Below are 21119 nucleotides of genomic sequence, written 5' to 3'. Positions count from 1 at the left end.
TAAGCAGCGCCGCGCGAATTACCAGAAGCTCTGCGGGTCGATATCAACCGCCAGCCGCGTGTCGCCCGGCAGTTTCAGCGGATGCACCCAGGCGCGGATCGCGGCTTGCAGCGGTGCGCCGCGCGCGGCCTTGACCAGCAGCCGCACGCGGTGGCGCCCGCGAACCCGCGCGATGGGGGCGGGCGCCGGGCCGAACACCTGCGCGCCGATGCGCAGCAGCGGGTCCGCGTGCGCGGCCAGCGCATTGCCCGTTTCAAAGGCGTGTTCCAACGAGGTCGAGGTGACGATGATCCCAGCCAACCGCCCGTAAGGGGGCATTCCCAGCGCCTGCCGCTCGGCGGCTTCGGCGCGCCAGAACCCTTCGTCGTCGCCCTTGAGGATGGCCTGGATCACCGGATGGTCGGGTTGGTGCGTCTGCAACAGCGCCAGTCCCGGTTTTTCGGCGCGCCCCGCCCGCCCCGCGACCTGGCGGATCAGTTGAAAGGTGCGCTCTGCCGCGCGCAGGTCGCTGCCGTGCAGGCCCAGGTCCGCGTCCACCACGCCAACCAGCGTGAGCAGCGGGAAATTGTGCCCCTTGGCCACCAGTTGCGTGCCGATGACGATATCGGCCGCGCCTTGGGCGATCGCCGCGATCTGCGCCTTCAGCGCCCGGGCCGAGCCGAACAGATCCGACGACAGCACCGCCACGCGGGCCTCTGGCCAGAGCGCGCGGGTCTCTTCCTCGAGCCGTTCGACACCGGGGCCCACCGGGTGCATGGACCCTTCGGTCTTGCACTGGGGGCAGGCGGTGGGGATGGGCTGGGTCGCGCCACACTGGTGGCACATCAGCCGGTTCAGGAACCGGTGCTCCACCATGCGCGCATCGCATTGGTCGCACTGCACCTGATGACCGCAGGTCCGGCAGGTGGTCACGGGGGCATAGCCGCGACGGTTGAGGAACAGAAGCGATTGCTCGCCGGCCTGCAGGCGGGCATTGACGGCCGCCTGCAACCCGTCCGAGATCCAGCGGCCGTGCGGTGCCTTGTCGCTGCGCAGGTCGATGGCCCGCATCTCGGGCAACTCGGCCACGCCAAAGCGCGCGTGCAGGTCGATGCGGCGGTATTTCCCCGTTTCGGCGTTCACCCAGGTTTCCAGCGAGGGCGTGGCCGAGGCCAGCACCACCTGCGCATCGGCCAGCGAGGCGCGCAAAACGGCCATGTCACGCGCGTTGTAGAGAACCCCGTCTTCCTGTTTGTACGAGGAATCGTGCTCTTCATCCACGACGATCAGCCCGAGGTCGCGGTAGGGCAGGAACAGCGCCGACCGCGCCCCCACCACCAGACCGACGCCGCCCTGCGCCGCCATGCGCCACAGCCGGCGGCGTTCGGTCATCGTGACACCCGAGTGCCACTCGCCCGGGCGGTGGCCAAAGCGGGCCTCGACCCGCTCCAGAAACCCCTCGGTCAGGCCGATCTCGGGCAGCAGCACCAGCGCCTGACGACCCTGCCGCAGGCAATCGGCCACCGCCTCGAGGTAGACCTCGGTCTTGCCCGAGCCGGTGACGCCCTTCAGCAGCGTCACCCCGAAATCGCCCGAACCCGCGCGCAGGGCCTCGACCGCGGCGGCCTGATCGTCGGACAGCGCCTTGCCCTGCCGCGTCGGGTCGAGCCGCGGATACGGCTGGTCCTTGGCGGCCTCGCCCTCGATCAGGGCGCCCTGCGCGGCCATCGTGTGCACGACACTGCCGGTGACACCGGCGGCGCGCGTGATCTCGCCCACGGTCAGCGCGGCACCACCATAGGCATCGAACGTGTCCAGCACGCGCCGGCGGGCGTCGGTCATGCGGGCGGGCGGGGCCTCGCTCAGGCGGTAGACCCGCACGGTGGCCGGCCCGCCGATCAGCCCCGGCGCGCGCGTCGCCAGAAACAGCATCAGGCTGAGCGGGGTCAGCGTGTAATCGGCCGCGCGGCTCAGAAAGGCGCGCAATTCGTCGCGCATGGGCGGCACGTCCAGCACCCGTTCGACGGGCCGCAAACGGGCCAGCGGCAGGTCGCCGGTGCCAGCCCCCCAGACGCAGCCCAGCACCTTGCGCGGGCCCAGCGGCACCTCGACGAAATCGCCGGTGCAGGCACCGCCCTCAGGGGCGCGGTAATCCAGCAGCCGGTCCAGCGGTTGGGTGGTCAGCACCGCCAGCGGCTGTCCGGGGGCGAAGCTCTGGACCGGGGGGATATCCACGGGGCAAAAGACCTTTCGGGCGGGGTTCCGATAGGATATGACGCGGCCAAACCCCTTCCGCAACCGCCCCGCACAGGAATAGAGCGCGATGAAATTCTTTGTCGATACCGCCGACGTGACCGCAATCCGCGACCTGAACGACCTCGGCATGGTCGATGGCGTCACCACCAACCCCTCCTTGATCCTGAAATCGGGCCGCGACATCATCGAGGTCACGCGCGAGATTTGCTCGATCGTCGCGGGGCCGGTGTCGGCCGAAGTCGTCGCCTTGCAAGCCGATGCGATGATCGCCGAGGGCCGTCGCCTGGCCGAGATCGCGCCCAACATCACCGTCAAGCTGCCGCTGACCTGGGACGGGCTCAAGGCCTGCAAGGTGCTGTCGGACGAGGGCAAGATGGTCAACGTCACGCTGTGTTTCAGCGCCAACCAGGCGCTGCTGGCGGCGAAAGCGGGCGCGACCTTCATCTCGCCCTTCATCGGGCGGCTCGATGACATCAACCTGGATGGCATGGACCTGATCGGCGACATCCGGCAGATCTATGACAACTACGGGTTCGAAACGCAGATCCTGGCGGCGTCGGTGCGGACGGTGAACCACGTGACCCAGGCCGCGCTGGTCGGCGCCGACGTGATGACCGCCCCGCCCGAGGTGATCCGCAAGCTGGCCAGCCACCCGCTGACCGATGCGGGGCTGGCACAGTTCATGAAGGACTGGGAAAAAACCGGTCAGAAAATCCTCTGACCTGGTGTAGGATCGACGCAACGACGAAAGATCGGGGCAGAGATGGCAGTAACGGGACCGGCCGAAGACTCCGGAGCTTTGGACGAGTGGCGCAAGCGGGTGTTGCAGGACCCCGGGATCGTGCTGGACGATCCCGAGGTGATGCGCGCGCTTGTGCTGACCTCGGAACGGGCGATGGGCGGCAATGTCGTGGACCTGCGCGGCATGGCGATGGAGCGGCTGGAATCCCGGCTGGAGCGGCTGGAAGACACCCACCGCGCGGTCATCGCCGCCGCCTATGAGAACCTCGCCTCGACCAACCAGATCCACCGGGCGCTGCTGACCCTGCTGGACGCCGACCGGTTCGAGGGCTTCGTGCTGGACCTGGGCGGCGAGGTGGCCGACATCCTGCGTGTCGAGGCCGTGCGCCTGGTGCTGGAAAGCGCCGAACAATCGGCCGGACTGGGCAAACTGGACCGCGTGCTCAGGGTCAAGCCGCCGGGATATGTCGAACACTACATGAGCGGCGGGCGCCCGGTTCCGCCGCGTCCGATCGTCCTCAGGCAAGGCGTGCCGCCGTCGTCGGGCCCCTACGGCGAGGTCGCGGCCGACCTGCGCAGCGAGGCGTTGATGCGGCTCGATCTGGGTCCGGGGCGGCTGCCGGGCATGTTGGCGATGGGGTCCGAGGACCCACACCGCTTCAAGCCCGGGCAAGGCACCGACCTGCTGTCCTTTTTCACCGGCACGTTCGAGCGCGTCCTGCGGCGCTGGTTGTCGTGAGCCTGGCGATCAGCCCCGCCCTGCGCGACGCGCTGGAACGGTGGCTGTCGCACCTCGCGGCGTTGAGCGATGCCTCGGATCACACCATCGCCGCCTATCGGGGCGATGTGGTGCAGTTTCTCGATTTTCTGGCCCGTCACCACGGTGGCGCTGCCGGTATGGCGCAGTTGCGCGCGGTCGATGCACGCGATCTCAGGGCCTGGATGGCGCAGGCGCGGGCCTCGGGCCGGGGCGCGCGGTCACTGGCGCGGGCGCTGTCGGCGCTGAAGGGCTTCGTGCGATGGCTGGCCGACCGCGACACCGATTTCGACGCCACCGCGATCCTCAGCGCGCGCGCACCCAAGCACCCGCGCCCCCTGCCCCGCCCGCTGGACGAGGACGCCGCGCGCGCGGTGACCGAATCCATCAGCGACGACAAGTCCGAGGCCTGGATCCGCGCCCGCGACAGCGCGGTCGTGGTGCTGCTCTATGGGTGCGGGCTGCGGATCTCCGAGGCACTGGGCCTGACCGGCCGCGATGCGGGCACCGTCACCACCCCCGGCGCCGCGCTGCGCATCCTGGGCAAGGGCGGCAAGGAACGCATGGTGCCGGTCCTGCCCGCCGCGGCCGAGGCCCTCGCCGCCTATCTGCGCCTCTGCCCCTGGCCGGTCGCGCCCGACGCGCCCCTGTTTCGCGGCCAGCGCGGCGGGGCGCTGAACCCGCGTCTCGTCACCCGCGCGATGGAGGGGGTGCGCCTGCGCCTGGGCCTGCCCGCCACGGCCACCCCGCACGCCCTGCGCCACAGCTTCGCCACGCATCTTCTGTCGCGCGGGGGCGATCTCAGGGCGATTCAGGAACTGTTGGGCCACGCCAATCTGGCCACGACGCAGATCTATACCGCCGTCGACGCCGCGCGCCTGATGCAGGTTTACCGCGACGCGCACCCCCGCGCGCGCAAGGCGTGACCTCGACGCCGCCAGGTCCCGGCGCTAAGGAGGGGCCGCACCCCTCGCAGACCACGGAACACAGCCCCCATGTCCACTGACCGCCGCATCGTCCTTTCCAGCGATCACGCCGCCATCGCCCTGCGTCAGGCCATTGCCACGCATATCGCCGCCCAGGGATGGGAGGTGGTCGATCTGGGCCCGACCACGCCCGAAAGCACCCATTACCCCAAACACGGCGAAGCGGCCGCGCGGGCCGTCGCCGCGGGCGATTGCGCGCTGGGCATCGTCCTGTGCGGCACCGGACAAGGCATCATGATGGCCGCGAACAAGGTTCGGGGCATTCGCTGCGGTGTCTGCTCGGACGCATTTTCGGCACGGATGATCCGCCAGCACAACGACGCCAACATGTTGTCGCTGGGCGCCCGCGTGGTCGGCGAGGGGCTGGCGCTGGAGATCGTGGACGCGTTCCTGAACGCCCGCTTCGAGGGCGGGCGCCATGCAACCCGCGTGGACATGATTGCCGCGATGGAAGCCTGATCGCGCCGCGCACCCCGGCCGGGGCCGCGCAAACTTCGGGTTGCCCCGGAACGCCATTCACGCCAATAAAGACTCATGTCCGAGACCTTCCGCGCCTATTTCGTCCACATGTTCACCGCCACCGGCGCGGTGTTCTCGATGCTGGCCATGCTGGCCGCCGCCGACGCGAAATGGAGCCTGATGTTCCTGTGGCTGGTCGTCGCCTTCGTGGTGGATGGCATCGACGGGCCGATGGCGCGCAAATACGACGTCAAGCACAAGGCCCCGATCATCGACGGCGTGTTGCTGGACCTCATCATCGACTATCTGACCTATGTGTTCATCCCGGCCTTTGCGCTGTTCCAGAGCGGTCTCTTGCCGGGCTGGAGCGGCTGGGTCGCGATCATCGTCATCACCTTTGCTTCGGTGCTCTATTTCGCCGATACGCGGATGAAGACGGCGGACAATTCGTTCTCGGGCTTCCCGGGGTGCTGGAACATGCTGGCCGTCGTGGTCTTTGCCACCCGACCCGAGTTCTGGGTGCTGCTGGGGTTGATCGTCGTGCTGTCGGTGACGATGTTCCTGCGCATCAAGTTCGTGCACCCGGTCCGCACCCGGCGGTGGCGCACGCTGACCCTGCCGATCGCGCTGATCTGGGTGGCGGCGGCGACCTGGGCGGCCTGGATGGATTTTGCCCAGCCGCGCCCGGTCACGCTGGCGCTGATCGCCAGCTCGATCTATCTGCTGGCGGCGGGGGCGGTGCAGCAGGTGCTTTATCGCGAACGTCTCTGAACCGTCGCACGGTCAGATCAGCAGACCGCCCGCCCGTTCGTGGCGCAGCAGCCAGACCTTGGTTTCGACGCCGCCCGGGGCGCTGAACCCACCCAGACCGGCCGCGCCCAGGACCCGGTGGCACGGCACGATCACCGGCACCGGATTGCCGCCGCATAGCTGGCCGACCGCCTGCGCGCTCAGCCCCAGCGCGCGCGCCAAGTCGCCGTAGGTCCGGGTCTCGCCGCAGGGTATGGCCTGCATGGCGGCACAGACCGCTTGCTGCGCCGCGCTGCCGGCGATGCGGACGGGCAGGTCGAAATCCCCCCGCTCACCCGCGAAATAGGCGAGGAGCTGCGCCTCGGCCCGGTTCAGCAGGGGGGTGTCGTCCTTTGCCGTCACGGGCCCGGCCGCCCCGCGCCAATGCAGCCGCGTGATCGCGCCAGCGTCCTCGGTCACGATGAGGGCGCCCAGCGGCGTCGGAATGCTGCGCGCGGGCATCAGCGGCCGCGCGGGCCGGCGCGGCTCACAGCCGCGCCGCCAGCGTTTCAGCCCAGCGCCGCGCGTGGGGGCCGACCAGCACCGCCAGCGGCACCGCCAGCAGCCAGGCCAGGAACCACGCCGTCGCCCAGCGCCCCACGAACCCCGGGCCGGGCCCGGTGTTCACCAGCGTGATAAAGGCCGACATCACCACCGACATCAGCGTGCCCATGAAAAAGCCGTTCAGAACCCGCAGCTTGATCGGCATCCGATTACCCCAGCGCGTCCGAGCACCGCTGGCAGGTGCCCGCGTGCTTGTGGGTGCCCACGTCCGGCAGGATCTTCCAGCAGCGCTGGCATTTCGTGCCCTCGGCCTGGTGAAAGACCACGGCGACGCCCGGCACGTCCTCGGCGGTGAAGGCCCCCTCGGGTGCAGGGTCGGTGGTCAGGCTCAACCCCGAGGTGATGCACAGTGTTGCGAACCCGTCGGGGTCGGTGATCGCCCGCGCAAGATCGGGCGACAGATGGACGCGCGGCGCGGCCTCGAGACTGGCGCCGATGGTCTTGGCGCGGCGCTCGACCTCGAGCGCCCCGGTGACGACGCGGCGCACCGCGCGCAGCCGCTCCATGCGCTTTGCCAGCTCGCCGTCCAGCCAGGCGGACGGGGTCTGAGGGAAGTCGTGCAGATGCACGCTTTCGTCGTCGGTCGGGAACCGCGACAGCCAGACGTCCTCCATCGTGAAGGGCAGGATCGGCGCCAGCCAGGTCGTCAGACGGTGGAACAGCGCGTCCATCACCGTCAGGCAGGCACGCCGCGTCGCGCTGTCCACCGGGTCGCAATAGAGCGCGTCCTTGCGGATGTCGAAATAGAACGCCGACAGATCCGAGGTTGCAAAGGTGAACAGCGTCTGGAACACGCCCTGGAAGTCGAACGCGGCATAGCCCTTGCGGACCTGCGCATCCAGTTCCGCCAGCCGGTGCAGGATCAGTTGCTCAAGCTCGGGCATCGCGTCGCGTTCGATCGTGACGCCGTCCCAGCCCCCCAGTGCGCCCAGCATGTAGCGCAGCGTGTTGCGCAGCCGGCGATAGCTGTCGGCGGTGCCTTTCAGGATCTCGGGCCCGATCCGCTGGTCGGCGGTATAATCCGTCTGCGCCACCCACAGCCTGAGGATATCGGCGCCATACTGATCGATGACCGCTTGCGGGGCGATGATGTTGCCCAGCGACTTGGACATCTTCATGCCCTTTTCATCGAGCGTGAAGCCGTGCGTGACGACGTTGCGATAGGGCGCGCGCCCCTTGGTGCCGCAGCCTTGCAGCATCGAGGAATGGAACCACCCGCGATGCTGGTCGGTGCCTTCCATGTAGACGTCGGCAATGCCGTCGGGCACGCCGTCGGGCCGGTCGCGCAGCACGAAATTGTGCGTCGAGCCGGAATCGAACCACACATCCAGGATGTCGAACACCTGGTCATAGGCGGCCGGATCGTGCAGCCCGTCCAGGATACGCTCCTTGAAGCCGGGGACGTACCAGACGTCGGCGCCCTCGGCCTCGAAGGCCTGGACGATGCGCGCATTGACCGCCGGGTCGCGCAGCAGGAAATCCCCGTCGTCGGGCTTTGCGCCGATCTTGACGAAGCAGGTCAGCGGCACGCCCCAGGCGCGTTGGCGGCTGAGCACCCAGTCGGGCCGGTTCTGCATCATCGCGTGCAGCCGGTTGCGGCCCGACACCGGGGTAAAGGTCACCAACTCTTCGATCGAGGTCAGCGCGCGCTGGCGGATCGTGTCGCCATACCGGCCCATGCCATCGGCGAGCGGCTTGTCGATGGCGGCGAACCACTGCGGCGTGTTGCGGTAGATCACCGGCGCCTTGGACCGCCAGGAATGGGGGTAGGAATGCTTCAGCTTGCCCTTGGCCAGAAGCGCGCCGCTATAGGCCAGCTGCTTGATGACGCTGACGTTGGCCGGGCCTTCCTTGCCGTCCGGGGTGATGATGTGCTGCCCGCCGAACAACGGCAGATCGGCGCGATAGCTGCCGTCCGGCTCGACGTTATAGGTCATCGGCAGCTTGAACTTCAGACCAAGCTGATAGTCGTCATCGCCATGGCTTGGCGCGGTGTGCACAAAGCCCGTGCCCGCGTCGTCGGTGACATGGTCGCCGGGCAGCATGGGCACGTTATAGTCCCACTCCGTGACGACGTTGCCATCGGCATCCTTCACGCCACGGAACGGATGTTCAAAGCCCATCTGTTCGAGTTGCGATGCGGGAACATCACGCTTTTTCTCGAACTTTGTGACTTTGGCAGCGGCCATCACGCCGTCGGCAAGCCTATTTGCGAGGACAAGTGTTTCTCCAACGCGTGCCGTTGAGTTTTCAGCAACTTCCTGAACTTCAAAAAGCCCATATTCGATCGCCGGATTGAACGCGACCGCGCGATTTTGCGGGATGGTCCACGGCGTCGTCGTCCAGATCACGACCGAGGCAGCGCGCAAGTCATCGTGCGTTCTCAAATCGATGTCATTCTGTTGCGGAACCATCCGCGGCTTGAACCGCACCCAGACCTGATGGCTGGTGTGGTCGTGATACTCGACCTCGGCCTCGGCCAGGGCGGTCTTTTCGACGGGCGACCACATGACCGGCTTCGAGCCCTGATACAGGCTGCCGTTCATCAGGAATTTCATGAAGTCCTCGGCGATCACCGCCTCGGCGTGGAAATCCATGGTCAGGTAGGGGTCGTTCCAGGTGCCGGTGATGCCCAGGCGCTTGAACTCTTCGCGCTGGATGTCGATCCAGCCCTCGGCGAACTTGCGGCATTCCTGGCGGAAGGCGACGATATCCACGTCGTCCTTGTTCAGCCCCTTGGCGCGATACTGTTCCTCGATCTTCCATTCGATGGGCAGGCCGTGGCAGTCCCAGCCCGGCACATAGCGGCTGTCGAAACCCATCATCTGATGGCTGCGGACGATGATGTCCTTGATCGTCTTGTTCAGCGCGTGGCCGATGTGCAGATGCCCGTTCGCATAGGGCGGGCCGTCATGCAGGATAAAGGGCTTGCGGCCCGGCTTGGCGCGCAGGCGCCCGTAGACGTCCAGGCGTTCCCAGCGGGCCAGCCATTCGGGCTCGCGCTGCGGCAGACCGGCGCGCATGGGGAAATCGGTGACGGGCAGAAAAAGCGTGTCTTTGTAGTCGGGCGTGTCGGCACACATCGCGCGGGGCTCCGGGTCGTCGGTTTTCGAAAAGGGGATAGCAGAGGGCGGCGCAAGTCTCCATACGCCTTGTCCCGGCAACTCTGGATCAGAGCGCCGGGCTGCTAATTCGACCGATGATCGCGATGCGGCAGGTCATGGCCCCGCCTATACGCCCGCCGCGCGGCGGGAGCAATGGCGCGTCACGCGAACCAGTCCACCAGCATCCGCGTGATGGTCATGTCCTTGTCGATCACCGCGCCGTAGGTGTCGGTATCGGGATGATACCGGCGCGCGACCCAGCGATACCAGCCCTCGGGAAAGGTCTTGAACCATTCCTCCTGCCCCTCGCCGACGGTCGTGCCCTTGTAGGCCAGAACCCTCAGCGTGCCGGGCTGCGGATGGTGGTGCTGGCCCACCCAGGTTTCGGCGTGCTCGCGCAACCGGGTGGCAATCCCGCGCGTATACCCTGAGGTCAACTGGCTGCCCTCCGGGTGTTTGGTAAAGCTGGTCGCGACCGAAACATTCGGCGCCAGCATGAGAGAGGGCGGCGTGTCGATCACCGCGTTGCGGCGTTGCAGCGGCACGTTTTCAAGAACCAGATCGACGGTTTCGGTTGCCCCCTGCGCGCCCGGCTTCAGGATTCTGCGCTGAAAGGTCTTGGCCTTGTTCCCGGCCTGCCACAACCAGACATAGGTCGTGACCGAGGACGCGCGGATATGAAACCGCCGCCCCGTGCCGACCTCGCGCGTTTGTGTCAACGGCAAGGCGCCGTCATGCTGACGGATCTGGCACAGATAATCCGTCACCGGCGTGCCATCCCGGCGCGTCACCGACACATCGATTGCCACCGCGCGCAGGTCCAGCCGCCCCTGCACGACCGGGCCGCCCGCCGCAGGTGGCGTGGCTGGCGGCAGGACCTCGGGCGGGTCCGAGGCGCGCGGGTTCACCCAGCCGGGGGGCACCGCCGGGTAATCCGACTGTGGGTCATCTTGCAGGGTGAACCGGATCTCGGCATCGCCAACGGGACGCACCGAGGCATTGCTGGCCCAGTTGCGCACATGCGGCAATCCCAGATGCCCCGGCCCCCTGAGATACAGGTAATTGTTCGAGGTCTCGGCCGGGTGCCGGTCGATTTCCAGCACCAGCGGTCCCCGCGCGGGCATCGGCGTCGGCGGAACCTTGGCCGGCAATCCGACGCCGATCTGCACCAGTTCGACGCTAAAGGCGTCCGGCCGCGCGGCCGGATCGGGTTTGCCATTCGCCCCCAGAATATCGAGGTGAACGGTCAATCGCTGCATCTTGGTGCCCGCGGGTCTGGCGGGCAACAGCGACGGCAAGACGGGGTCTGGATGGGTCATTCGGGGGCCTCCGTTCCGGGGCGGGTTCCTTGCACCCTTGCCTGAACCGGGCCGACCGTCGAATGCGCCGGGGCCGGACCCGGGATCGGTTACCCGGGATCGGCCACCCGGGGGGGAGGGCGCCATGATCCCGGCGCGTCCCGTCGGATTAGGGCGACGAAATAGTGCCGTTCAATGGCGCCAGTGTGCCCCATGCCGGCCGATCCGTCAAATCGGCCGGCGCCCCGCTGTCGAAAAGCCCCGGTTTCTGCGCCCCGATTTCTGCGCGTTGCACGGCTCCGTGACAAACTGCTTCACCCGTGAAAATTTGCTTGCTTTTCTCCGGCAGCGCGCGATTGTTACCGCATGAAAACAGATGCTGAACCAGTGAAGCAAGCGTTGCCCGAGGGGATACCGTCGGGCAAGGATTATTACGAGCGGTCGCTGACCGTCGCGCTGTTGCGGGCGCGGGAATCGACGATGCGTCGCTTCAAGAAATACGCGGATGCGCACAACCTGTCGCTGCCGCAGTGGCGCGTGCTCAGGGCGCTGGCCGATGGCGAGGCCCTGGACGCCGGGACGCTGTGCCAGCGATGCGTGATTCTGCCCCCGTCGCTGACACGCATCCTGCGGGCGATGGGCGAACGGGGCCTGATTCAGGGCGTGTCGTGCAGCGACGCGCGCCGGCACATGGTCACGCTGACGCCCGCCGGGCAGGCGCTGTTCCAGTCGCTGGTCGTGCAGTCGGAAGCCTCGCGGCGCGAGATCGACTCGGCCTTTGGCCACGAGCGGATGCAGACGCTTCTGGACATGCTGAACGAATTGCGGGACCTGACCGACGGCCTGCCCGACTAGGGTGCGGTCGCGGGGGGGGCCGGTCAGGCCCGGCCCGCCACCGCCGACAGGCTCAAGGGATCGACCCCCATCGAACGCAGCGCGTCGTTCCATTGATGTTCGCCCGGCGCGGGATCGAAGATCAGCCCGCGCTGCGCGTTGCATGTCAGCCAGGCGTTCTGGCCGATCTCGGATTCAAGCTGCCCGGGCCCCCAGCCGGCATAACCCAGCGCCAGAAGCCACGCGCGCGGCCCCTCGCCCCTGGCGATCGATTTCAACACGTCGGTCGAGGCGCTCAGCACCAGCCCGTCGGGCAAGGTCTGGCCGCTGGCGTCGCCTTCGACCAACGCGCCGTCATGCAGCACGAACCCGCGCTGGGTCTCGACCGGGCCGCCGGCCAGCACCCGCCGCCGGTCCAGCGCCGCGCCCCCTTCGATCCCGACCTGATCCAGCACATCGGCCAGGCCCACGCGCTTCAGCGGGCGGTTCAGCACCAGGCCAAAGGCCCCCTCGTCGCTGTGCGCACACAGATAGATCACGCTGTGGGCAAAGCGGGGGTCCCCCATCGCCGGGGTCGAGATCAGAAGCGTTCCGGTCAGGTCGAGTGTCTGGGCCATATCCTGTCATGCCTCGCGGGCGTGGCCCCAATGTGGCCCTCTCGCCGGCAAAAGCCAAGGTCGGCACGCCAGCCACATCGCCGTTTTGTGACTTTTCCGCCTGTGCGCGTCTGCTACAGCATCGGTCATGATGACCCGATCCGCCTTTCCCGCCGCGTTGGCGTTCGCCGCTGCCCTCAGCTATCCCGCCGCCCCCGCGCCGGCCCAGAGCGGACCGGGCAGTCCCGTCCTGAACGTCGAGATCGTGCCAGGCTGGACCGAGCGCGACGGCACCCGCATCGCGGCGCTGCGCATCCAGTTGCAGCCCGGCTGGCACACCTATTGGCGCATTCCGGGCGAGGCGGGAATCGCGCCGCGTTTCGACTGGTCGCGGTCGCAGAACGTGGCGTCGATCACGCCGATCTGGCCCCGGCCGGTGGTCTTCGACCAGAACGGAATGGAAAGCTTCGGCTACGAGGACGAGCTTGTGCTTCCCATCGCCATCAGGCCGCGCAATGCCGATCGGCCGGTGGCGGTGATGGGCGCGCTGGCCATCGGTGTGTGCCGCGACACCTGCGTGCCGGTGGACCTGTCGGTGCAAGCCGCGCTGCGCGGCGCGGGCGGCCGCGACCCCCGCATCCAGGCGGCGCTGGACACCGCCGCGCGGCCCGGCGAGGGCGCCGGCCTGACCCGCGCCACCTGCCACCTGGAACCGGCGCAGCGTGGCGCGAACCTGACGCTGCGCGCCACCCTTCCCCGCACCGGGCACCAGGAACACATCATCGTCGAACTGCCGGGCACGGGGTATTGGGTCTCGGACAGCCACACCTGGCGCGAGGGCGGCGATCTGGTGGCCGAGGCCCGCGTGCGCGCGCCCGCCCATGCGCCTGTCAGCATTGACCGCGCAAGCCTGGCGTTTACCGTGCTCAGCGAAGGGCGGATGCTGACCGCCCGGGGATGCCAGGGCGGTTAACCGATCTTCGCCGGCGGTGCGGGCTTTCGGCGGCTCAGGGCGATCACCGCCATCCCCGTGCCCCACAGCGCCGCCAGCCCCGCCGCGACCGTCGCCGCAAACACCCCCAGCGCCGGGACCAGCCCATCGGCTGCGCCCGGCAGCGCCAGCGCCGTCAGCGGGCCCGCGGTTTCCAGCGCGACGGTCCAGCCCAGCGTCAGCGCAAAGGCCAACGCCACCCAGGCCGCGCCGATCCAGGGCAAGACCCGCAGACCCGCCCCGACCTGCCCGCCGGGCAGCCGGAAGGCCCGCATGAGCGACCTGCGCATCCGCGACAGATCGTGCCCGGCCGCCAGCAGCGACGGCACGATCAGCAGCACCAGCACCATGCCGAAGCCCAGGCCATAGGACAGCGTCACCACCGTCGGCCTGAGGAATTGCGCGTCGTTCGAGCGTTCGAACAACAGCGGGCCAAGCCCCATCACGGTGGTTGCCGTGGTCAGCAGCACCGGCCTGAGCCGGTCGGCCGCCGCATCCGCGATGGACGGCAACAGGCCGCGTTCGGCGGCGTATTCATCGACCGTGGACACCAGCACGATGGAATCGTTGATGATGATCCCCGCCATGCCGATGATCCCCACGACCGAAAACATGGTCAACGGGATACCCCATTGCATGTGGCCAAAGACGACGCCGATCATGCCGAAGGGAATGACCGCCATCACCACCAGCGGCCTGAGCCAGCTGGAAAAGACCCAGGCCAACACCAGATAGATCGCGATCAGGCACCCGACCGCGCCCAGCGCGGCATCGGTGAGAAAGTCGTTTTCCTGTTCCGCCAGCCCCGAAAGCCGCCAGGTGACGCCGTGATCCTCGGCCAGGCGCGGCAGGATCTCGTCGGACAGCCGGCGCAATACCATCTGCGCGCCCTCGGGGTCGTCCTCGTCCAGCACGCCGGACACCGTGACCAGTTGCAACCCGTTCTCGCGCAGGATCGAGCTGAACCCCTGGCGCGTTTCGACCTGAACGATGTCACCCAGCGGCAGATAGCGGCCACCGGCGCTGCGCAACAGCGTGTTCTCCAGGAAATCCGCCGCGCGCTCGCCCTCGGGCAGGGACACCCGGACCGCCGCCGAGCGCACGCCGTCGGGATAGACCGCGGCCTCGATTCCGCTGAGACGCTGGCGCAATTCGCGCGCCAGAACGTCGGTCGAAAAGCCCAGCGCCTGCCCCTGAGGGGTCAGTTGCAGCACCAGCTCTTCCTTGTCATAGGCCAGCGTATCCTCAAGCCCTGTCACCTGCGGGAATTGCGCCAGGATCGTCTTCAGCGCCTCGGCCGCGCCCTTCAGCGCGTCGGCATTCTGGCCGATCAGATCGACCGACAGCGAATCGCCCCCGGGCCCGGCGCCAAAGGTGCGAAAGCTCATTTCTTCCAGCAGCGGGCTCTGCCGCAGTTCGTCTTGCAGCATCGCGGTGAATTCAAAGGACGAATACGGCCGCAGGTCGGCGTCGATCAGGTCGATGGTCAGGCTGCCCAACTGGTCCGCATCGCGGTTCGCCGCCGAGGCCAGGCCGCGCCCGACATTGCCGCCCACCTCGGACACCATCGAGGCGATGGGCCAGGCGCCATGCTCGTCGCGCATCCGCCCGGCCACGGCATCGGCCGCGCGCTGCAACTCGCGCATCATCGCCATCGTGTCGTCGCGCGTCGCCTCGGGGGTCATGACGTAATTGGCGCTGAGCGTGCCCTGCTCGGGCGAGGAGAAGAACCGCCAGGTGACCGCGCCGGACAGAAAGGCCGTCGCCGCCCAGGCCAGCAGCACCACCAGTCCGGCCAGCACCACGTAGCGCGCGCGGATGACCAGCCGCATGAACGGTTGGAACGCCTTGTCGCGAAAGGCGTCAAAGCCCCGGTTGACCATCCGCGACGGCCAGTCATACCAATGATCGCGCGCCGATCCCGCCAGCGCGTGGGACATGTGGTTCGGCAGGATCAGGAAGCATTCCAGCAGCGAAGCGATCAGCACCGCGATCACCGTCCAGGGAATATCCGCGATCATGTCGCCGAACCGCCCGCCGATCACCGTCAGCCCGGCAAACGCGATGATCGTCGTCAGCGACGCGGCCAACACCGGAATGCCCATGCGCGTCGCGGCGTTCTCGGCGGCCTCGGCGGCACCCTCGCGCAGGGTGCGATAGCGCCAGTCGGCGTGTTCCCCGACCACGATCGCGTCATCGACCACGATGCCCAGCGTGATGATCAGCGCGAACAGCGAGATCATGTTCAGGCTCATGCCGGTGACATACATGAAGGCGACCGCCGCCAGCATCGACACGGGGATACCCGCCGCGACCCAAAGCGCGGTGCGGGCGTTCAGGAACAGGAACAGCAGCAGCACCACCAGCACCAGACCCTGCGCGCCGTTCGTCATCAGCAGGTTCAGCCGGTTCGCGATCTGGTCCGCGCGGGCACTGGTCAGGTCGATGCGGACCCCCTCGGGCAGGGTCAGCATCATCTGGTCCGCGACCTGCTGCACGCTGTCCTGAATGCCGATCGCGTCGCCGTTCTGCGAGCGGTCCACCCGCACGACGATCGCCTGGTTGCCGCCGACGAAATAGGCGCGCTCGCGGTCGATGTCGCGCAGGTGCACCGTCGCCACGTCGCCCACGGTCAGCGTCCGCCCGTCCGGGTCGGACCTGAGGACGATGGCGCCAATCTCGGCCGGGGTGCGGCGCTGGGTGCCGGTGCGCACGCGCTGCGCCCCGCCCGCCAGATCGCCCGACGGATCGGCCGAAATCGATGCGTTGATCGCCTGCGAGATCGCCGAAAGCGTGATGTCATATTGCACCAGCCGCATCGACGGCACCTCGACCGCGATCTCGGGCGAGGCGATGCCCTGGATCGTCGTGCGGGTGATGCCGGCGGTGAACAGGCGGGCGACGAATTCATCGGTGAAATGCGCCAGTTGATCGACACCCACCGGCCCCGAGATCACCACGTTCGTGACCCGGTCCCGCCAGGCCGAGCGCGTCACGCGCGGGTCATCGGCGTCCTCGGGCAGGGTGGTGATGAGATCGAGCGCATCCTGCACGTCGCCGGCGGCGCGATCGATGTCCCAGCCCGGCTCGAACTCCAGCGTGACGACCGCCCGCCCCTCGGACGCCCGCGATTCGCTCGAGGCGACGCCTTCGACCCCCATCAGCGCCGGCTCCACAACCTGAACGATGGCCGAATCCACGTCCGACGATCCCGCGCCGGCCCAGGGGATGGTCACCACCACGTTGTCGATGACCACGTCGGGGAAATATTGCGCGTGCATCCGGGGCACGGCGAACAGGCCCGCCGCCAGCATCAGCACCAGAACCAGGTTCGCGGCGGTTCGATGGCGGGTGAAATAGCGAAACAGGCCCAACGCCTGCGAGGCCAGCTTGCGTTCGCCCGCCATCGCCTCAGCCCCCTTGCCGGGGGCGGCCGCCGCCCTGTTCCAGTCGTTCGATCAGCCGGGCGGGCACCTGTTCCTGTTCCAGTTGCGCCAGGATGCGGGTGCGCACGCCCTCGGGCATCATGGTGTTGGACGATACGCGCGCGATCAGCGCCGCACGCCGTTCGGGATCCAGCGCAACCAGGTCCGGCGCCTCGGGCTGGGCCGCGGCCGCGCCCTGGTCGCGTTGCGGGCGCACGCGGATGCCGACCCCCAACAAGGGGTTGCGCGCCGCGACGACGTCACGCCCGGCCAGCGCCGGGGCGCGGATCAGCACGCTGTCGCCTTGGCGGCGCACGACCTCGACACTGGCCGCCTCCAGCCGGTCCTCGGCGCCCAGCACCAGGACGCCGCCGGTGCTGTCCACCGCGGACGCCGGCACCTGGGCGACGCCCGGCAGAACGGGTTCGGTAATCCGCACGGTCACGAAATCGCCGGGCCGAAAGCCGCGCGGCGCGTCGATGGCCGCATAGACCAGCCGCCCCGACTGCCCCGCCCCGACCGAAGGCGCAACCCGCGTCAGCGTTCCGGGCGAGGTGATCTCGGCCCCGCCCATTTCCAGCGCGATCTCGGCCCGGGCGGGCATCAGGGCGCCCTGCCCGTCCAGCAAGCGCAGATATTGGGCCGTGGACAGGCGGAACGACACCTCAAGCGCACCGGGGTCGATCACCGAGGCCAGCCGTTCGTTCATCGACACCTGGCCGCCGGCAACAGCGTTGGTATCGCTGAGCACACCGTCGAAGCTGGCGGTGACGGTGGTGTCGGCAACGCGGCGCTCGGCCTCGGCCAGGTTGATGCGCTGACGTTCCAACGCGTTCTCGGCGGTGGTGACGCGCGCCTGGGCGGCGGCCTCGGCCTGGCGGCGGGCGATGACCGAGGCGCGCGCGGCGGCATAGGCCAGTTCCGCGTCCTCGACCGTGGCGGCGGTGCCGATGCCACGCTCGGCCAGCCCCTGCTGGCGCTCAAAGGCGCGGCGGCGGATGTCGGCCTGGGATTCGGCCTCGGCCCGGTCCAGATGCGACAGTTCCAGCGCGCGGCGGGCGTCGTCGCGTTCGTCCTCGGCCCGCGCGAGGTCGGCGCGCACCAGGTCGCGCGCGGCCTCGGCATCGGCGGGATCGAGCTGAACCAGAACCTCACCGGCCCGCACCGGCGCGCCCTCTTCGAACCCGTCGGCCAGGGTCAGGATGCGCCCCGCCGCCGTGGCCCGCAATTCCAGCGTGCGGCGCGAGACGACCTCGCCGAACGCGGACAGGACGGGCGCCACGGCGCCCGGTTCGATCGTCACGACACGGGCGGCGAACACCCGTTCGCGCGCGACGCGCGGTGCGTCCTGCCGCGCGGCCCGGGCCTCGATCGTCGATCGCACCATGCCCCCCGCCACCGCCAGCAGGCCCAGCGCCATCGCACCGAGGAACAGAGCAACGATACTCCGGGTCAGAAATCGCATCGAAAGCCCTTTGTCCGCGTGACAGTCGCATAGAGATGGCGCGCGACAAAGTCCCGCGCAAGTGTTGCACGCGGCGCCACGCTATTTCCGTCGCAGATGTTCATCAAGTCGGGGCAGAATTTCGACGAAATTGCAGGGACGGTGCCGAAAATCGAGCTGAAACTTCAGGATTTCGTCCCAGGCGTCCTTGCACGCGCCCGGCGATCCCGGCAACGCGAACAGATAGGTGCCGTTCGCCACCCCGCCGGTCGCGCGGCTCTGCACGGCCGAGGTGCCGATCTTCTGCATCGACACGATGGTGAAGACGGTGGCGAAGGCCTCGATTTCCTTTTCATAGACATCGCGGTGGGCCTCGACCGTGACGTCGCGCCCGGTCAGGCCGGTGCCGCCGGTGCTGAGGATCACGTCGATCGCCGGGTCCAGCGTCCAGGCGCGCAACTGGTCGGCGATCCGCGCGCGCTCGTCGGGCAGGATCGCCCGCGCGGCCAGCCGGTGCCCGGCCTCGGCGATGCGCCCGACCAGCACCTCGCCCGAGCGGTCCTCGGCCAGGGTGCGGGTGTCGGACACCGTCAGCACGGCGATCCCGACCGGAAGGAAGGGTTTGGTGTCGTCGATGCGGCTCATGGCTGTCCCCATTGCAATAGCGCCGACCCGGGCGGCGGCGGGCCGAAGATCGCCGCTGGGCCCCGCCCAAGCCATGCGGCAAATCGCGCCCAGGCGGCGCGGGCACGGGCCGGCAGGGCGGCGCGCAGGCCGATCATCGCGGCGCCCCGAGACGCGCCTTGAGGGACAACAGATCCGCCCAAGCCTCGCGCTTGGCCTCGGGGTTTCGCAGCAGATAGGCCGGATGCATCATCGGCAGCACCGGCAGGCCCAAGGCCTCGGTCCAGGTGCCGCGCAGCTTCAGGATGCCGCGCCGGCCCAGCAGCGCGTCGCAGGCGACGTTGCCCATCGCGACCAGCACATCGGGCCGCGCCAGTTCGATGTGACGCACCAGGAACGGCCTGAGCATGGCCAGTTCCTCGGGCGTGGGCTCGCGGTTGCCGGGGGGGCGCCAGGGCACGGTGTTGGTGATGTAGAGCGCGGTCTCGGCATCCGGGCTGCGCCGCGACAGGCCGATGGCGTGGAACATCCGGTCCAGCAACTGCCCGGCGCGACCGACGAAGGGCAGGCCCTGGCGGTCCTCGTCGGCGCCGGGCCCCTCGCCCACGATCATCACCCGCGCCCGTGGGTCGCCATCCGCGAAGACGCAGGAGCGCGCGCCGCGCCGGAGCGCGCAGAGATCGAAGGCTTCAAGCGATTCGGCCAGCGACGCGAGATCCGGCGCCCGCGCGGCCAGGCGCGCCGCCGCGGCAACCGGATCGGGGCCCGGGTCCGAAGGGCCGGTTGTGGGACCGGGGACGGGACCTGAGGCGGGCGCGCGGGCGGGGCGCGGGGCGTCTCGGGTGTCGCTGGGGGCGTTCTGGGGGGCGTTCTGGCGGGCGTTCTGGCGGGCCTCGAACGCGGCGAAACGATCCACCGGCTCGGCGAGGATCGCGTCCGTCACGCCGAGTTCGGTCTGCCATTCCAGCAGGGCCCGCGAAAGATGCCAGTCCAGGGCGAGGGTCATGGTGCCGAGCCTAGCCGATTGGGCGGCTGGCGCCAATGGCGCGGGTGAGGCCCGGGGACGGAGCGGCGGTGGGCTGCCGCCCCCCGCACCCCCCGCTTCAAGGGGGGCACGCCCCCCTTGAAAATCCCCGTGCGTATTGGGGACAAGATGATGCGGACGCTCAGGCCTTGCCTTTGTAGATATCGACCAGCTTGGCCAGCATCGCCAGCGCATCCTCGCGCGAGCGCTGGAAGCTGTTGCGGCCAATGATCGAGCCGTTGCCGCCGCCATCGCGAATCGCGCGGGCATCGTCGTAGACGGCATCCGTGCCCTTGGCCGCGCCGCCCGAGAAGACGATCAGGCGCCGGCCGTCGAACGAGGATTGCACGCAGTGCCGCACCCGCGCCGACAGGGTCGAGATGTCGATCTTTTCCTTGTCGTAGACCTTTTTCGCCTCGGGCTGCATGATGTGGTCGGTGGACAGCTTGATCTTGATGATGTGCGCGCCCAGAAGCGCGGCGATATGCGCCGCATAGGCCGCCACGTCGATCGCCGTCTCGCCCTCTTTCGAGATGCCCTCGCCGCGCGGATAGGACCAGATCACCGTCGCGATGCCCTTGGCGGCGGCTTCCTTGCGCATTTCGACGATCTCTTCGAACATGTCGAGGGCGCAATCCGAGCCCGGATAGACCGTGAAGCCGATCGCCGAGGCCCCGATCCGGAGCGCGTCATCGACCGAGGCGGTGATCGCCTGGTTCTTGCCGGCGGTGTCCGACATCAGCGAGTTGGCCGAGTTCACCTTGAGGATCGTCGGAATCTGCCCGGCAAACGTGTCGGCGCCGGCCTCGAGCGGGCCCAGTGGGGCGGCATAGGCATTGAGCCCCGCGTCGATCGCCAACTGGTAATGATAATGCGGGTCGTAGCCGCCCGCGTTGGGCGCGAAGCTGCGGGCGGGGCCGTGTTCGAAGCCCTGGTCCACGGGCAGGATGATCATCTTGCCGGTGCCGCCGAGCTTGCCCTCCATCAGGATGCGGGCCAGGTTGGCCTTCACGCCGGGGGTTTCGCCCTCGTAATTGGCCAGGATCTTCTGAACGGTTCTGGTGGCGCGCATGGCGTGTCCCCTCTGTTTGTCTGCTGGCCTCAGGGATACGCGGGCGAATGAGGCACGACAATGGCGCGCTGGGGCCGTTAGCGCCCACAACCCCGGTTTTTCTTGGCCCGGCGGCGAAACCCGTTCGCAACGGGTGTATTTTCCTGGAAACGCGCTATTCTCGGCCTCTCGTCTTC

The 21119-nt window shown here is 68.5% G+C and carries 18 protein-coding genes; 7 read left to right on the top strand and 11 right to left on the bottom strand.

The genetic code is table 11. From position 1 onward, the window contains the following. Positions 1 to 18 precede the first annotated feature (18 nt). A complete protein-coding gene (locus H6900_07095) occupies positions 19 to 2364 on the bottom strand; it encodes a primosomal protein N' (protein MCC0073040.1) in 2346 nt (781 codons plus the stop codon). Between H6900_07095 and fsa the strand changes: the two genes are divergently transcribed. From fsa to H6900_07070, 5 genes are all read left to right on the top strand, one after another. After that, on the top strand, positions 2303 to 2956 hold the full coding sequence (gene fsa / locus H6900_07090; protein MCC0073039.1) for a fructose-6-phosphate aldolase: 654 nt from the start codon (positions 2303 to 2305) through the stop codon (positions 2954 to 2956). The genes H6900_07095 and fsa overlap by 62 nt on opposite strands. Positions 2957 to 2998: 42 nt before the next feature. Continuing rightward, positions 2999 to 3715, top strand: a complete 717-nt coding sequence (locus H6900_07085; GenBank protein MCC0073038.1) for a DUF484 family protein — start codon at positions 2999 to 3001, stop codon at positions 3713 to 3715. Next, positions 3712 to 4659 (top strand): tyrosine recombinase XerC, encoded by a 948-nt coding sequence (locus tag H6900_07080; protein MCC0073037.1) that lies wholly within the window; start codon positions 3712 to 3714, stop codon positions 4657 to 4659. The genes H6900_07085 and H6900_07080 overlap by 4 nt, the downstream gene beginning before the upstream one ends. Positions 4660 to 4728: 69 nt before the next feature. Beyond that, positions 4729 to 5178: a ribose 5-phosphate isomerase B gene (rpiB, locus tag H6900_07075; GenBank protein ID MCC0073036.1), complete on the top strand. Its 450-nt coding sequence runs from the start codon at positions 4729 to 4731 to the stop codon at positions 5176 to 5178. Positions 5179 to 5253: 75 nt separating this feature from the next. Next, positions 5254 to 5949 carry a CDP-alcohol phosphatidyltransferase family protein gene (locus H6900_07070; protein MCC0073035.1) on the top strand — a complete coding sequence of 232 codons (696 nt, stop codon included), beginning with the start codon at positions 5254 to 5256 and terminating at the stop codon, positions 5947 to 5949. A 12-nt stretch (positions 5950 to 5961) separates the two neighbouring features. On the opposite strand, the gene H6900_07065 is transcribed toward H6900_07070, so the two are convergent. The 4 genes from H6900_07065 to H6900_07050 form a co-directional block, all read right to left on the bottom strand. Next, a complete protein-coding gene (locus tag H6900_07065) occupies positions 5962 to 6429 on the bottom strand; it encodes a methylated-DNA--[protein]-cysteine S-methyltransferase (protein MCC0073034.1) in 468 nt (155 codons plus the stop codon). A 25-nt stretch (positions 6430 to 6454) separates the two neighbouring features. Next, positions 6455 to 6640 (bottom strand): DUF2798 domain-containing protein, encoded by a 186-nt coding sequence (locus tag H6900_07060; GenBank protein ID MCC0073033.1) that lies wholly within the window; start codon positions 6638 to 6640, stop codon positions 6455 to 6457. A 40-nt stretch (positions 6641 to 6680) separates the two neighbouring features. Further along, positions 6681 to 9614 carry an isoleucine--tRNA ligase gene (locus tag H6900_07055; GenBank protein MCC0073032.1) on the bottom strand — a complete coding sequence of 978 codons (2934 nt, stop codon included), beginning with the start codon at positions 9612 to 9614 and terminating at the stop codon, positions 6681 to 6683. 182 nt (positions 9615 to 9796) lie between these two features. After that, positions 9797 to 10954 (bottom strand): hypothetical protein, encoded by a 1158-nt coding sequence (locus H6900_07050; GenBank protein ID MCC0073031.1) that lies wholly within the window; start codon positions 10952 to 10954, stop codon positions 9797 to 9799. A gap of 345 nt (positions 10955 to 11299) precedes the next feature. On the opposite strand from H6900_07050, the gene hpaR reads away from it, so the two are divergent. Then, the gene (gene hpaR / locus H6900_07045; protein MCC0073030.1) at positions 11300 to 11788 is read left to right on the top strand and encodes a homoprotocatechuate degradation operon regulator HpaR; all 489 of its coding nucleotides are present in this window, start codon (positions 11300 to 11302) and stop codon (positions 11786 to 11788) included. Between the two features lie 23 nt (positions 11789 to 11811). Here hpaR and H6900_07040 read toward each other — a convergent pair whose 3' ends face one another. Next, positions 11812 to 12384: a YqgE/AlgH family protein gene (locus tag H6900_07040; protein MCC0073029.1), complete on the bottom strand. Its 573-nt coding sequence runs from the start codon at positions 12382 to 12384 to the stop codon at positions 11812 to 11814. 127 nt (positions 12385 to 12511) lie between these two features. Between H6900_07040 and H6900_07035 the strand changes: the two genes are divergently transcribed. Continuing rightward, positions 12512 to 13336, top strand: coding sequence for a hypothetical protein (locus H6900_07035; protein ID MCC0073028.1), 825 nt, complete (start codon positions 12512 to 12514; stop codon positions 13334 to 13336). Here the strand turns inward: H6900_07035 and H6900_07030 are convergent. The 5 genes from H6900_07030 to H6900_07010 form a co-directional block, all read right to left on the bottom strand. Continuing rightward, complete coding sequence (locus H6900_07030) at positions 13333 to 16761, bottom strand: efflux RND transporter permease subunit (protein MCC0073027.1); 3429 nt, start codon at positions 16759 to 16761, stop codon at positions 13333 to 13335. The two genes, H6900_07035 and H6900_07030, sit on opposite strands and share 4 nt — an antisense overlap. Before the next feature lie 4 nt (positions 16762 to 16765). Further along, positions 16766 to 18244, bottom strand: a complete 1479-nt coding sequence (locus tag H6900_07025) for an HlyD family efflux transporter periplasmic adaptor subunit (protein ID MCC0073026.1) — start codon at positions 18242 to 18244, stop codon at positions 16766 to 16768. 81 nt (positions 18245 to 18325) lie between these two features. Next, positions 18326 to 18868: a molybdenum cofactor biosynthesis protein B gene (gene moaB / locus H6900_07020; protein MCC0073025.1), complete on the bottom strand. Its 543-nt coding sequence runs from the start codon at positions 18866 to 18868 to the stop codon at positions 18326 to 18328. A gap of 133 nt (positions 18869 to 19001) precedes the next feature. Further along, a complete protein-coding gene (locus H6900_07015) occupies positions 19002 to 19853 on the bottom strand; it encodes a uracil-DNA glycosylase (GenBank protein ID MCC0073024.1) in 852 nt (283 codons plus the stop codon). 160 nt (positions 19854 to 20013) lie between these two features. Further along, on the bottom strand, positions 20014 to 20943 hold the full coding sequence (locus H6900_07010) for a class I fructose-bisphosphate aldolase (protein ID MCC0073023.1): 930 nt from the start codon (positions 20941 to 20943) through the stop codon (positions 20014 to 20016). Positions 20944 to 21119: the final 176 nt, after the last annotated feature.

This window comes from Rhodobacter sp. (assembly GCA_020637515.1).
In the GTDB taxonomy this organism is placed as follows: Bacteria; Pseudomonadota; Alphaproteobacteria; order Rhodobacterales; family Rhodobacteraceae; genus Pararhodobacter.
Note: the sequence above shows the minus strand (reverse complement) of the source record. Positions and strands in the feature narration are given on the sequence as shown.

Excerpts from the sequence above, each read along its gene's own strand:
- fsa (MCC0073039.1), top strand. The coding sequence starts at position 2,303 with ATGAAATTCTTTGTCGATACCGCCGACGTGACCGCAATCCGCGACCTG.
- H6900_07095 (MCC0073040.1), bottom strand. The coding sequence starts at position 2,364 with ATGCCGAGGTCGTTCAGGTCGCGGATTGCGGTCACGTCGGCGGTATCG.
- H6900_07085 (MCC0073038.1), top strand. The coding sequence starts at position 2,999 with ATGGCAGTAACGGGACCGGCCGAAGACTCCGGAGCTTTGGACGAGTGG.
- rpiB (MCC0073036.1), top strand. The coding sequence starts at position 4,729 with ATGTCCACTGACCGCCGCATCGTCCTTTCCAGCGATCACGCCGCCATC.
- H6900_07070 (MCC0073035.1), top strand. The coding sequence starts at position 5,254 with ATGTCCGAGACCTTCCGCGCCTATTTCGTCCACATGTTCACCGCCACC.
- H6900_07065 (MCC0073034.1), bottom strand. The coding sequence starts at position 6,429 with ATGCCCGCGCGCAGCATTCCGACGCCGCTGGGCGCCCTCATCGTGACC.
- H6900_07060 (MCC0073033.1), bottom strand. The coding sequence starts at position 6,640 with ATGGGCACGCTGATGTCGGTGGTGATGTCGGCCTTTATCACGCTGGTG.
- H6900_07055 (MCC0073032.1), bottom strand. The coding sequence starts at position 9,614 with ATGTGTGCCGACACGCCCGACTACAAAGACACGCTTTTTCTGCCCGTC.
- H6900_07050 (MCC0073031.1), bottom strand. The coding sequence starts at position 10,954 with ATGACCCATCCAGACCCCGTCTTGCCGTCGCTGTTGCCCGCCAGACCC.
- hpaR (MCC0073030.1), top strand. The coding sequence starts at position 11,300 with ATGAAAACAGATGCTGAACCAGTGAAGCAAGCGTTGCCCGAGGGGATA.
- H6900_07040 (MCC0073029.1), bottom strand. The coding sequence starts at position 12,384 with ATGGCCCAGACACTCGACCTGACCGGAACGCTTCTGATCTCGACCCCG.
- H6900_07035 (MCC0073028.1), top strand. The coding sequence starts at position 12,512 with ATGATGACCCGATCCGCCTTTCCCGCCGCGTTGGCGTTCGCCGCTGCC.
- H6900_07030 (MCC0073027.1), bottom strand. The coding sequence starts at position 16,761 with ATGGCGGGCGAACGCAAGCTGGCCTCGCAGGCGTTGGGCCTGTTTCGC.
- H6900_07025 (MCC0073026.1), bottom strand. The coding sequence starts at position 18,244 with ATGCGATTTCTGACCCGGAGTATCGTTGCTCTGTTCCTCGGTGCGATG.
- moaB (MCC0073025.1), bottom strand. The coding sequence starts at position 18,868 with ATGAGCCGCATCGACGACACCAAACCCTTCCTTCCGGTCGGGATCGCC.
- H6900_07015 (MCC0073024.1), bottom strand. The coding sequence starts at position 19,853 with ATGACCCTCGCCCTGGACTGGCATCTTTCGCGGGCCCTGCTGGAATGG.
- H6900_07010 (MCC0073023.1), bottom strand. The coding sequence starts at position 20,943 with ATGCGCGCCACCAGAACCGTTCAGAAGATCCTGGCCAATTACGAGGGC.